This is a genomic window from Amycolatopsis sp. NPDC052450, from assembly GCF_044547565.1.
Lineage (GTDB): Bacteria > Actinomycetota > Actinomycetes > Mycobacteriales > Pseudonocardiaceae > Amycolatopsis.
The window spans coordinates 73,465-85,376 of sequence record NZ_JBIUAQ010000005.1 but is presented as its reverse complement, the minus strand read 5'-3'; the positions used below and the strand labels follow the sequence as shown (position 1 = coordinate 85,376).

At 68.9% G+C, this 11,912-nt stretch carries 11 protein-coding genes; 10 read left to right on the top strand and 1 reads right to left on the bottom strand.

The annotated features are described in order from the left end of the window. Nucleotide 1: 1 nt before the first annotated feature. The 5 genes from rpsI (at nucleotide 2) to ACIHAO_RS11065 (ending at nucleotide 5,352) form a co-directional block, all read left to right on the top strand. Entirely contained in the window at nucleotides 2–505 is a 504-nt protein-coding gene (gene rpsI / locus ACIHAO_RS11085; protein ID WP_125788842.1) for a 30S ribosomal protein S9, read from the top strand. Between the two features lie 231 nt (nucleotides 506–736). Next, nucleotides 737–2,071 (top strand): phosphoglucosamine mutase, encoded by a 1,335-nt coding sequence (gene glmM / locus ACIHAO_RS11080; protein WP_396556792.1) that lies wholly within the window; start codon nucleotides 737–739, stop codon nucleotides 2,069–2,071. 78 nt (nucleotides 2,072–2,149) lie between these two features. Then, nucleotides 2,150–2,464, top strand: coding sequence for a type VII secretion target (locus tag ACIHAO_RS11075; protein WP_233620412.1), 315 nt, complete (start codon nucleotides 2,150–2,152; stop codon nucleotides 2,462–2,464). After that, the gene (locus ACIHAO_RS11070) at nucleotides 2,464–4,854 is read left to right on the top strand and encodes a hypothetical protein (protein WP_396556790.1); all 2,391 of its coding nucleotides are present in this window, start codon (nucleotides 2,464–2,466) and stop codon (nucleotides 4,852–4,854) included. The genes ACIHAO_RS11075 and ACIHAO_RS11070 overlap by 1 nt, the downstream gene beginning before the upstream one ends. An 18-nt stretch (nucleotides 4,855–4,872) precedes the next feature. Beyond that, nucleotides 4,873–5,352, top strand: a complete 480-nt coding sequence (locus ACIHAO_RS11065) for a hypothetical protein (RefSeq protein WP_396556788.1) — start codon at nucleotides 4,873–4,875, stop codon at nucleotides 5,350–5,352. Nucleotides 5,353–5,356: 4 nt separating this feature from the next. Here the strand turns inward: ACIHAO_RS11065 and ACIHAO_RS11060 are convergent, their stop codons facing one another. Continuing rightward, complete coding sequence (locus tag ACIHAO_RS11060) at nucleotides 5,357–6,289, bottom strand: cytochrome P450 (protein ID WP_396556786.1); 933 nt, start codon at nucleotides 6,287–6,289, stop codon at nucleotides 5,357–5,359. A 15-nt stretch (nucleotides 6,290–6,304) separates the two neighbouring features. Here ACIHAO_RS11060 and ACIHAO_RS11055 point away from each other — a divergent pair, with 15 nt between their 5' ends. From ACIHAO_RS11055 to ACIHAO_RS11035, 5 genes are all read left to right on the top strand, one after another. After that, the gene (locus ACIHAO_RS11055; protein ID WP_396557174.1) at nucleotides 6,305–8,023 is read left to right on the top strand and encodes a fatty acyl-AMP ligase; all 1,719 of its coding nucleotides are present in this window, start codon (nucleotides 6,305–6,307) and stop codon (nucleotides 8,021–8,023) included. Beyond that, nucleotides 8,013–8,318 carry an acyl carrier protein gene (locus tag ACIHAO_RS11050; RefSeq protein ID WP_396556784.1) on the top strand — a complete coding sequence of 102 codons (306 nt, stop codon included), beginning with the start codon at nucleotides 8,013–8,015 and terminating at the stop codon, nucleotides 8,316–8,318. Before ACIHAO_RS11055 ends, ACIHAO_RS11050 begins: the two co-directional genes overlap by 11 nt. A gap of 138 nt (nucleotides 8,319–8,456) precedes the next feature. Then, nucleotides 8,457–8,771 (top strand): hypothetical protein, encoded by a 315-nt coding sequence (locus ACIHAO_RS11045; RefSeq protein ID WP_007031081.1) that lies wholly within the window; start codon nucleotides 8,457–8,459, stop codon nucleotides 8,769–8,771. Next, nucleotides 8,771–11,170 (top strand): hypothetical protein, encoded by a 2,400-nt coding sequence (locus tag ACIHAO_RS11040; RefSeq protein WP_396556782.1) that lies wholly within the window; start codon nucleotides 8,771–8,773, stop codon nucleotides 11,168–11,170. The genes ACIHAO_RS11045 and ACIHAO_RS11040 overlap by 1 nt, the downstream gene beginning before the upstream one ends. Nucleotides 11,171–11,197: 27 nt before the next feature. Next, nucleotides 11,198–11,743 (top strand): hypothetical protein, encoded by a 546-nt coding sequence (locus tag ACIHAO_RS11035; protein WP_396556780.1) that lies wholly within the window; start codon nucleotides 11,198–11,200, stop codon nucleotides 11,741–11,743. Nucleotides 11,744–11,912: the final 169 nt, after the last annotated feature.

The window sequence follows — 11,912 nt, the reverse complement described above, 5'->3', positions numbered from 1 at the left end:
TGTGACCAGCACCGAGGAGACCGCGACCGAAGCCGTCGCGACCACGGAGACCCCCGCCGTCGGCGAGGCCGTCGCGACGAGCGAGACCCCCGGCACCGCGCGCCCGTCGCGTGCCGCCGGCGGCAACGCCCAGACCGTCGGCCGCCGCAAGGAGGCCGTCGTCCGGGTGCGCGTCGTCCCCGGTACCGGTGAGTTCAAGCTCAACGGCCGCACGCTCGAAGAGTACTTCCCGAACAAGGTGCACCAGCAGCTCATCCGTGAGCCGCTGGTGACGGTCGACAAGCCCGACTCGTTCGACATCTTCGCCAACCTGCACGGTGGCGGGATCTCGGGCCAGGCCGGTGCGCTCCGTCTCGCGATCGCCCGTGCGCTCGTCGAGGTCGACGCCGACGACCGCCCGGCCCTGAAGAAGGCCGGCTTCCTCACCCGTGACGCTCGCGCCACGGAGCGGAAGAAGTACGGCCTCAAGAAGGCCCGTAAGGCTCCGCAGTACAGCAAGCGCTGATCGCGCCTCTGGCGCAACCCGCGGAAGCGCCCATCCGTCTCTCGGATGGGCGCTTCCGTGTTTCCGGGGTCTCGGCATGCCCGAGGGCCCCGTTGTCACAGCAGTCCCACGTGCCCCACGCGTTCGCCTTTAGCGGGCTAAACGCGCTCCGCGCGTCGCGTTTAGCCCGCTAAAGGCGAAACCGGGGGTACTGGCTAGGTTGTCGTGGTGGTTTTTCAAGGAGGTCGACAGATGGCTCGTCTATTCGGTACCGACGGCGTACGTGGCCTCGCCAACGAGGAGCTGACCCCGGAGCTGGCGCTCTCGCTCGCCGCCAGCGCCGCCCGCGTCCTCGCGGCCCACGACCGTTCGCACCGTCCGGTCGCGGTCGTCGGCCGTGACCCGCGCGCCAGCGGCGAGATGCTCGAGGCCGCCGTCGTGGCGGGCCTCACCTCCGCCGGTGCCGATGTGCTTCGCCTCGGCGTCCTTCCGACGCCCGCCGTCGCGTACCTGGTCGGCGCGCTCGAAGCGGATCTCGGCGTGATGATCTCCGCCTCCCACAACCCCATGCCCGACAACGGCATCAAGCTCTTCGCGGCGGGCGGGCACAAGCTCCCCGACGGGATCGAGGACGAGATCGAAGCCGGTCTCGCCGCTCCCGTCGCCCGTCCGACCGGCATCGGCGTCGGCCGCGTCAAGGACGTCGCGGACGCGGGTGACCGCTACATCCAGCACCTGCTTTCGGCCACCCCGCACCCGCTCGCGGGCCTGCGTGTCGTCGTCGACTGCGCCAACGGCGCGTCGTCCTTCGCCGCCCCCGAGGTCTACCGCAAGGCCGGCGCCGAGGTCATCGCGATCCACGCCGACCCCGATGGCGTGAACATCAACGAGCACTGTGGGTCGAATCACCCGGACGCGTTGCGTGCGGCCGTCGTCGAGCACAGCGCGGACCTCGGGATCGCGCACGACGGTGACGCCGACCGCTGTGTCGCGGTCGACGCCGCGGGTGAACTCATCGACGGCGACCAGATCATGGCCGTCCTCGCGCTCGCTCTCGCCGAGACCGGCGAACTGACCAAGAACACCCTGGTCGCGACCGTGATGAGCAACCTCGGCCTGCACCTGGCGATGCGCGCGCACGACATCAACCTCGTCACCACCGCCGTCGGTGACCGCTACGTCCTCGAGGAGCTCCGCGCGAGCGGGTTCGCGCTCGGCGGCGAGCAGTCCGGCCACGTCGTCCTTCCCGCCTACGCGACCACCGGCGACGGTCTCCTCACCGCGCTGCGGGTGATGAGCCGCATGGCGTCCACCGGCAAGTCGCTCGCCGAGCTCGCCGCGGTCATGAACCGCCTGCCGCAGGTGCTGGTGAACGTCCCGGTGGCGGACAAGGCGGCGGTCGCCGTCTCGGCCGCGGTCCGCGACGCCGTCGGCGCCGTCGAGGCCGAACTCGGCGAAGAAGGCCGTGTCCTGCTGCGCCCGTCGGGCACCGAACAGCTGGTCCGCGTCATGGTCGAGGCCCCCGCCCACGACACCGCACAGGCGGCCGCCGACCGGCTCGCGGGTGTCGTCTCGTCCGCCTCGTAAGCCCTCTCACGATCTTCCCAAGTCGCTGCGCCCGGGTTACCGGCCCGGTACATTCCGTGTGCGTATACCTAGGGGAGGGTGACGGTGACGGGGAACGGGCACAAGGTCGATCCGGCGCAGCTGAACGAGGCGGCCAAGGTCCTGCAGGACCTGCCCAAGCAGGCTTGTGAGGGGCCGATCGGGGCGGTCGAGCAGATCAACCTGAACGCCGGGAGTTTCGGGCCCGCGCACGGGGACTGCTTCACCGGCTATTCGGCGAGCATCCAGCGCTTGGCGAAGTGTGCGCGCAGTTACCTCGCGGCCTCGGACGAGTTCGGCCGCAAACTCGCGGCGTCCAAGGACCTTTACCAGTCCAATGAGGACTCCAACGCGGCCGAGATGAGGAAGCACTGATGCCTCTCGCGGACGTCGGCGGCGACACCGGGCACGACATTCCCAGCCGGGCCGAAGTCGAGAAGATCCTCAACGACCCGAACATCGATCGCGACACCAAACGCGAACTCGCCCTCAACTACATCGACTACATCGAGGACGAGACCCCGGAAAGCTGTGGGTTCGCCAGCGAAGCCGAGCGAAACGGCTTCCGGGACTACATCAAGTCGATGAACGGTGACTGGATCACCGAAAGCGACATCGGCGACAACAGCGGTTACCTCGAAGACGTCCAGGCGGCGTACAAGACCGCGCAAGAGAAGTACGACGCGAGCCAGGCCGCCGGGCGGCAGAGCGATCGCGACGCACTGAACACGGACGCGGCGAAGACCCAGGAGATCGCCGGTCGCGCCACCGAGACCGACCCGGGCTGCGCGAATTCGAACGACATCATGGTCCCCGGTCTGTCGGGGTTCAAGGTCTACGAGATCTTCCACCCGGCCTACCTCCGCGCGCTGAGCCTGGCGGGCGGCGGAGCGGCCGTCTCCCTCGGCGAACTCCAGCGGCTGTACCACGAACAGGACAACATCCCGTTCACCCTGTTCAAGGCGAGCGCCGACGAGTTGACCGCGGTCGGCACGGCCGTCGCCGGGTCGGCGCAGGACGTCTCCGGGAAGCTGGGGAACTCGCTCGGCACCTGGGAAGGCGTCGCGGCCGAGCAGGCACGTGCCTACCAGAAGGCCTATTCGGACAAGACCGGTCTGGTCGCCGAGGCCTTCAAAGCCGCGGGCGACGGACTTCTGCGGACCAACGCCTCGGTGGGCAAGTTCTGCCGCGAAAAGGTCGAGTGGCTGCAGAAGTGGTACACCGACAACATCGACGGCGCGACGGCGCAGGACATCGAGCGGATCATCCGCATCGCGGACGGCTCGTGCAGTCAGAACGACATCATCCACTGCATCAAGTTCCTGAGCATCGAAGCCAAGGACGCGTTCAACGACGACGCCGGCGACATCGACCAGAGCACCATCGACGAGGTACTCAAACCTCAGGCGGTGGCCTGGCTGAAGAACGTCTTCCTCGCCTGGTTCGGCAAGCACATCGAGAATTTCCAGCTGGTGTGCAAGAACACGCGCGACGCGATCAACGGCGCGTGGAAGGCGTACTTCGACTCACTCGGCCAGGTGGTCGAGAACCCGTTCGCGGATTTGGGCAAGACTCCTGAGACGGGTGGCGAGAAGCCCGTCGAGAAGGGCGGTGGCGGCAAGGACACCGGTGGTGGTGGCGGTCCGTCGTCGGGTACTGGTGGTGCCCCGTCTTCCGGCGGGGGCGGGGCGGGCCGCATGACGCCGAGTAATCACGAGAACATCCAGCCGGAGAAGCCCGAAGTGCCGGGCCAGGAGAAGAACCCGGTCACGGACAAGCCGCTCGACGTCGACCCGGCCACCGGCGAGCCGTATCCGATCGACCCTCGTACGGGTGAGGCGATCAAGAACGGCACCGAGGACACCCGGCCCGAGCCGGTGACGGTCGAACAGGGCGACCGCAAGATTTCCATGGCCGAGCCCGGCGCCGACGGGAAGATGGGCATCTCGGTCCAGGACGGCACCGGCCAGGCCAAGGACTACGACCTCGACTTCGGTGACGGCAAGGCCGCTCCGGACGCCGAGCAGGCGGCCGACCCGCGGCAGGTCCATCAGCCGGGCCCTGACGGCAAGATCCACATCGAAGACGGCGGTCTCAAGATCACCGCGGAACGGCCGAACGGTCCCGACGGGCCGACGCTGGTGACCGTCGACGACGGATCGGGGCAGCCGTCGAAGTACACCTTGGGTGAAGACGGCCGGAGCCCGGACGCCGCGCCGCAGCCCGCCGGAAGGCACGCCGCGGAAGGCGCCGCCGCGGCCCGGCCGGTCGAGGAGGCCGCGCGTCAGCAGGCCGAACAGGGTGTCCGCCCGCACGACTTCACGTCCGGCGGGACCGGCGGCGGAGCGCCCGCGCCGGTGCCAGGTCAGCCGGCCGAACCGGTGGCGGTGGCCGCGGACGATGGCTCCGAATCGACGACGGCGCAGTCGTTGAACGACCCGTTCGCCGGTGGGGACAACGGTCTCGGCGACACGTCGGATCCGGCCGGATCCGGCGGCGGCGCGTCCGGTCCGTCGGCGCCGTCCGGACTCGGTTCCGCCCCTGGCGGGGGCGCCCAGGATCCGGCCGCGGCCGGTGCGGGGATGATGGGCGGCATGGGCATGATGGGCGGCGGCGCGGCCGGAGGCGGACAAGGGTCCGGCGAAGACCAGCAGCGCACGTCCAGCGGATACCGGGTCGACGGCGGCCTGTTCGACACCGCGACGACGACGGGCAGCCGGATCAGCGGCTCGCTCGACGACGACGGCGTCATCGGTTTCCGCTAGCGGTCAGGGGAGGGATCAGTGAATCCTGAGGAGGATCTCGCCAGACTCCGGCACAAGCTGGCCGGGTTGGAGCGCGAGAACGGCGACCGGATGTACCTGGTCGACAACCGGGCGACCAAGGCGATCGAGGAGACCCGGGCCGCCGGCGACAAGCTCAAGCAGGAGACGAGCGCGGCGTTGACGGCACGGCTCGAGCAGAAGAAGCGAGCGGAGGCCGCGGGCGGCTGGGCGACCGAGTCGACTCTCAGCGAAAAGGTCGAGGACGACGGCGACTTCGGGTTCGAGGAGGACGAGGCCGAGAACGAGCGCCGCGCCGGGTACCGGGCGGCCGACGAGCCGCCGATCGCGTACCGGCCCGCTCCTCCCGTGCCGTCTCCTTCTCCGCCGCCTCCTGCCCCGGCCCCGGTCGCCGAAGAGCGTCCGGCCGGGCGGCATCGGCGGGCGGCCGCACGCGGTGACGACGACGATTTCGCCGACACCGACTGGCTGGCGACCTGAGCGCTCAGGCCCGCAACGCGACGATGGCCCGCTCGACACCGTGGAAGACGGCGTGCGTCTTGTATCGCACGTCTTCGGCGACATGGTCGGGAGTCAGGATCTCGGCAAGGGCGCGAAGCGCCACTTCGCCCTCGGTGACCGCGACTCGCGAGCCGGGACAGGTGTGCCGTCCGAGGCCGAACGCGAGCTCCGCGTCGGGGCCCAGCGGGATGGCCAGTTTGTCCCCGGCGGCGAAGTCCTTGCCCGCCAAGGTGAACGGCGCGATCACGCGGCGGGCGGCGAAGCGGGTCGGGGCGATTTCGTGGATCAGGCCGCGTACGTCGTCGAGGATGTCTGGGCGGCGTAGGAGTTCGAGGCCGGCGAGGGCGAGGAAGTTCATGGAGTTCTCGTACGCCGCGTGGGCGAGCATCACGGGCGTGATCATCAGCTCGTCTTCGGTGATCCGGCCTGCTTCGTGCGCTTCACGGAGCAGCGCCAGCCCGCCGCCTTCGACGGCCGTCGCCTTGAGGAAGAACATCGCGACCCTGAGCGCGGCGGTGTCGGCCCCGGCCGGCTCGCCCGACCAGACGTCCAGGTTCGCGGCGGTCTCCGAGAGGTTCGTCAGCAGCTTCTCGCCGAGTGGCTCGACCGTGCCGAGCATCGCCTCCGTCACCCTGGCCGCCACCGGCCTGGCGAAATCGGCCACCAGATCGAACCGCGGGAGCGACTTTAGCCCCCTAATCGCGATCCGGAGGTCGGCGAGCACGGCGTCCGGCAGGGGCTCCACCAGGACGATGACCTCCTTGACGACGGCGCGCAGCCGCCGGTGGTCCGCGCCGTCCATCAGCAGGAGGTTCGGGGTCTCGGCGGCGGCGCCACCCGGGTTCGAGCTGAGCTCGCGGTCACGCAGCGCCTTGACGCGGTCCGCCGGATCGTCCAGCACGAAGAAGTCGTCCACGCTCGTATGATGCCCATGCCGCGGCCGGAGGATGTGCCAGTGCCCTCGAAACCGTCATCAGAAGTGCCCGACGAAGTGTTGCGGACCCCGCTCGTGCACCGTCTGCTCGAGCGCGCCGAGGTCGAGCGTCCGGCGTACACGCACCTCGATTGCTCGAACCGGTACGAACCCGTCGAGGACACGCTGACCTGGGCCGAGCTCCTCGTCCACGTCCGAGCTGTCGCGGCGAAGCTGCGCGAGCTGATCCAGCCGGGAGACCGCGTCGCGATCACGGCGCGGCAGGACCTCTCTTACGTCGTCGCGTTCTTCGGCGCGCTGTACGCCGGCGCCGTCGCGGTTCCGCTGTCCGCTCCGGACGTCCGCGCTCATCGCGAGCGGCTCGTCGGGATCCTCAACGACTGCGACGCCGACATCTGGCTCACGTCGGAAGCGCTGGTCGAACGGCTGACGGAGTTCGCCGAGGCCGAACCGGTTCCGGCGCCACGCGAGATCATCGCCGTTGACACCTTGCCGCTGGATCCGGTGGACCGATCCCTGCCGTCGCCGGTCAGCCCCGAAGACCCCGCCTACTTGCAGTACACCTCCGGCACGACGCGATCACCCGCCGGCGTGGTCATCACACATCGGGCGTTGTCGGCCGCTTGCCGGCAGATCTGCGACGCCTACGACGTCGACGAGCGCACCACGTGCGTCGGCTGGATCCCTTTCTTCCACGACATGGGGCTGGCGCAACTGCTCGCGGGGACGATGCACGCCGGCGGCCGGACGGTGTTCATCGCGCCGCTGGAGTTCATCCGGCGCCCGGAGCGCTGGCTGCTGCTGATGTCGGCGTACCCGAACACGCTCACCGCGGCCCCGAACTTCGCGTACGACCTGGTGACCGAGGCCGTGCCCGAGGCGAAGCGCGCCGAGTACGACCTCTCGACCGTGGCGATCGCGCTCAGCGGCAGCGAACCGGTCCGCGCGGCGACCGTCCGGGATTTCCTCGCGGCGTACGAGCCCCACGGCTTCCCGAGAGGCGCGTTCCGGCCGTCCTACGGGTTGGCCGAGGCGACGGTCTACGTCGCCAGCGGCGATTCCAGCGGCCCGGTGGTGACCGAAGTGGACGGCCGCGAGGTCGTCGAGATCGGCTGGCCACGGGGCCAACGGGTCCGCGTCGTCGCCCCGTCGGATCGCGTTTTGCCCGCTAAAGTCGACCTGGGCGGGACGGGGGAGATCTGGGTCAAGGGGCCCAACGTGGCGGCCGGGTACTGGCGGCGTCCTGAGCTGACCGCCGAGGTGTTCGACGCCGAACTCGACGGGGAAGGCGGCTGGCTCCGCACCGGCGACCTCGGCGCGATCCGGAACGGCAGGCTCTCCGTGACCGGCCGCCTGAAGGATCTGATCATCATCGACGGCCGCAACCACAGCCCGCACGACATCGAAGAGACCGTGGCCGCCGCCCACCCCGTTCTCGGGCCGGAGCGGGTCGCCGCGTTCTCGGTCGACGGCGACGAAGGCGAGGGCGTCGTCGTGGTCGCCGAGCGTGCGCGGAAGGCCCCCGACTTCGACGAATCCGAGATCGCACGGGCCGCCACCCGCGCCGTCGCCGAGCGGCACGACGTGCGTCTCCGGGCCTTCTTCCTGGTGAAACCCGGCGGCCTGCCGCGAACATCCAGCGGCAAGGTCGCGCGTTCCGCGGCCAGAACGCGGTACTGGACGCCGGATGGGACAGAATTCCCCCATGGCAGCTGACGCGAGCGAGTACGTCGACGAGATCAAGGCCCTCGTCTGCGAGACCTTCGACGTCGATCCGGACACCATCGACGAGAACACGCCCTTCGCCGAGATGGGCGTCGACTCGCGGCGTCGCGTCCGGCTCCTCGCGACGGTCGAGGTGGAGTTCGGCATCGACCTCGACCTCGACGAGCTGGATCGCCTTGTCGACATCCGGGGTGCGGCGACCGTTCTCGCCGAGGCCATCGAAGCGGGCGCGAAACCGCGAAAACGCGGCCTACCAGGCTTCTTGCGCCGAAATCGTTTGAGTTAGCAAAGGTGTGAATGTTCCTGCGGTCTCGATGACCGGTGGGTACATTCTGTGTGCATATGCGACGGCACCTGAGGCCACCGGCGTGCGTCGTAGGTAGGACAACGAGGCGGATACAGCGGGACGAAGGGGGCACCGGTCATGCCGGACGGGGGCTACAAAGCCGATTCAGAGGCGATGCTCACGGCGTCGACGTCGTTGGAGCGCGCAGCTGAGAACACGACGTCCGAGGCAGGGAAGGTGGGGCCGACCCAGGTTCAACCTGCGGACTTCGGCCGGGTGCACAAGGACTACCAAAAGGGCTACGCCACCGGGATCCTCGCCATTTCCGACGCGATGAAGGGCTACGCGGGCCAGCTCACCCAGCTCGCCGGAGGGGTCAGTACCGCGTCGACCCGCTACACCTCATCCGACCAGGCGAACGCCGCGGCTGCCAACAAGGCGGGGACCCAGTAATGAGTAAACCGACGGCCGCCCAGGTCAAGGAAATCCTGAACGACCCGTACATCACGCAGGGCACCAAGGATGCTTTGCTGAACCCCTTCGCGAACCAGGAAGAAGCGTACAAAAAGGCCGTCGCCGAGCGTGACGCGAACGCGGCCGGAGACAAGAAGCAGAAGGCCGCCGCCGAAAAGGCGGACAAGGACCTCGACTCCTTGGCCCGCCCGGCCGCGGGTGGTTCCACGACCAAATCCGACCAGGTGCTCGACCTCGGGAACCCGGCGCTGGACTTCTTTTCCGAATGGTGCGACCAGGTCTGGAACAAGATGCCGGACAAGCCGTCCGACATCAATTACAAGACCGACATCTGGGACCGGTTCCACGAGAACCGCGAGATCAATTTCCAGAAGATGTTCGACGAGGTCGAGGATCTCGGCGACGCCAAGAAGGCCGTCGAGCAGACCAGGACGGACGCGACTTCGGCGCTGACCACGCTCTTCCACGATTGGAAGGGGCAGGGCGCGACGGCCGCGAAGGTCAAATACGAACAGCGGATCCAGCCTGACGCGCAAGAACTCGTCGCGCAGATGGACGGTGTCATCAAACTGGTGCCGTCGACCATCGACAAGATCTACAGCGCGCTCAAGCTGAAGGTCGATGAAACGCTGAAGCTCCGCGTCGACAAGGTCGCCACGGCACCTTTGTACATCGCGAAGCAGGTTGTCGATATCGCGAACGGCAAGGTCGATTCCAAAGAAAAGCTCATGGACGTCGCGTACTGGCTCGATGCCGCGTGTCCTGGCAACAACCTCGCCGAACGGCTCCGTCACGATGACTGCGACCTGAACGACGGGAACAAGGAATACGCGATCGGCGCCGCGAAACAGTGGCTGAAGGGTTCGTTCGCCACCGAATTCGGCGAGCGGTACGAGAACTTCAAGAAGCTCTGCAAGAACGCGACCGACACGATCAACACGCAGTATCACGAGCTTTCGCGGTTCATGGAGGACTACACGAACCCGTTCCCCGCGCCAGGGGCCGAGAAGCCGCCCGCCGACGACGGCAAGGGCAAGGGCAATGACAACGGCGGCAATGGTGGCGGAAACGGCGGGGGCAACGGCGGCGGAAGTGGAAGCGGGAGCGGCGGTGGCAGCGGCAGCGGGGGCGGTGCCAGCACGCCGCCCGCCGCGACGGTCCCCGAGGCGCCGAAGCCGGAGGACAAACCCGCCGAGGGCACGAACCCGGTGACCGGCAAGCCGCTCGAACTGGACCCCGAGACCGGCAAGCCGTACCCGATCGACCCGGCGACGGGTGAGGCGATCAAGGACGGCATCGACGGTCAGGACACCATGACCGTCCAAAAGGGCGACAACAAGATCGAGATGACCGAGCCGGATAAAGACGGCAAAATGGACATCAAGGTCGACGACGGCAAGGGCAACGAGAAGGACTACAAGCTCGACTTCGACGACCCGAAGGGCGAAGAGGGCAAGGACGCCAAGCCCGGCGAAGAGGGCAAGGACGGCGACTTCGGACCGAAGGGCGCGGTCAAGGAAGGCGAGCCCGGCGCCGACGGCGTCTACCGGCCCGGCCCGGACGGCAAGATCCACATCCAGGACGGCAACCTCAAGATCACCGCCGAGCAGCCTGACGGCCCGAACGGTCCGACCGTGGTGACCGTCGACGACGGCAAGGGCGAGCCGACCACCTACACCCTCGACGAAAAGGGTGAGAAGAAGGAACTCAAGCCCGGCGACGTCCTCGAGACCGATGACCTCAAGAACGGTCTCGACGACCGGAATCCCGGCAACCCGCAGCCCGGCAAGGTCGAAGACGTCCAGGCGATGCCCGCCCCGGCCGATGGCATCGCGCCTCCCGGTGGTGGCTTCAGCGCTCCGGGCGGCGTCGAGGTCAGTGTTGGTGCGGAAGGGACTGCCGCGGGCTCCGCGGAGACCGGTGGTGCCGCTTCGGGTGCTGGTGGCGACGGCACCGTGCCTGCCGCCAGTGGCGGCGGAGGCGGCGGCAGCTTCGAAGGCGCGCTCGGCGGCGCCATCGACGGCGGTGCGGCGGCTTCGCTGAACGAAGCCGGTTCCCTCGAAGCGGGCATTCAGACCGGGGGCGGCGCGCAGCCTGCCGGGGCCGACGCCGGTCTCGGCGTGGCTCCCGGCGGGATGGACCCGGCGCCCGCGGCCGCCGGTGCGGGTGCCGGAAGCTCGCCCGCCGGAATGGGCGGCATGATGGGTGGAATGGGTGCCATGGGCGGCGCGGCCGGCGGTGGCGGGGGTGACACGCAACGCGGGTCGAGCCAGTACCGCGTCGAGGGTGGCATTTTCGAGACCAGTGGCGCGGGCGGCCGGATCAGCGGCTCGCTCGACGACGATGGTGGCGACCGTTCGATCAGTTACGAGCGATGATCGGTAGCCGGGAACGAGGGAGGACCGATGAGCGCTGTTGACCGGCTGGCGGCCGCCATGTCCAGGCAGGACGCCGCCATCACGGAGCAGTTGGAGCAGCGCGGGCTGCGGGAACGGCATCTCGCCGATGCCAAGGCCCAGGCGATGGAAACCATGCAGAAGGACGCCGCCGTCCACGACAAGTACGCCGCCCACATGCAGGAGCTGGGGAAGCGGAGCAAGGAGGCGGGTGGCTGGCTGACCGGCAAGACGACCGCCGACCGCAGCCACACGATCGGCTTCGACATCGAGGACGACGACAAGCCGGACGCCCGGTTCGCCGAGTTCGGCGCGCGGCCCGACGCTCCGCGTCCGGCGCCGCTGCCTCCGCCGCCTCCTCCGGTCGCGCCAGGGGTGCCCGGGATCCCGGCGACGGTGGACGTCCCTCCCGCGGCGCCGACGCCGGCGCCCGCACCGAGTGCCGCGCCGCCGGAAGCGCCTGGGGCGCCCGCGCGGCGTCGAGGTCGGCACGCGCGCGACGACAAGGGATTCGACGACGACGACTTCTCGAACAACTCGTGGATGGTCGACTGATCGGCTTCATCGCACTTCAGGGCCCGGCTCGCCAGAGCCGGGCCCATTCTTTTCGCCCACTTCGCCCCGCGGCTCCGCGTCGCCTTTAGCGGGCTAAACGCGATCCGGTGCCGCGGGTGCTCTCGCTCGGGACGTGTCGCCTTTAGCGGGCTAAACGCGACGCGTAGGC

Excerpts from the sequence above, each read along its gene's own strand:
- ACIHAO_RS11050 (WP_396556784.1), top strand. The coding sequence starts at position 8,013 with ATGGCAGCTGACGCGAGCGAGTACGTCGACGAGATCAAGGCCCTCGTC.
- ACIHAO_RS11045 (WP_007031081.1), top strand. The coding sequence starts at position 8,457 with ATGCCGGACGGGGGCTACAAAGCCGATTCAGAGGCGATGCTCACGGCG.
- ACIHAO_RS11040 (WP_396556782.1), top strand. The coding sequence starts at position 8,771 with ATGAGTAAACCGACGGCCGCCCAGGTCAAGGAAATCCTGAACGACCCG.
- ACIHAO_RS11070 (WP_396556790.1), top strand. The coding sequence starts at position 2,464 with ATGCCTCTCGCGGACGTCGGCGGCGACACCGGGCACGACATTCCCAGC.
- ACIHAO_RS11035 (WP_396556780.1), top strand. The coding sequence starts at position 11,198 with ATGAGCGCTGTTGACCGGCTGGCGGCCGCCATGTCCAGGCAGGACGCC.
- ACIHAO_RS11055 (WP_396557174.1), top strand. The coding sequence starts at position 6,305 with ATGCCGCGGCCGGAGGATGTGCCAGTGCCCTCGAAACCGTCATCAGAA.
- glmM (WP_396556792.1), top strand. The coding sequence starts at position 737 with ATGGCTCGTCTATTCGGTACCGACGGCGTACGTGGCCTCGCCAACGAG.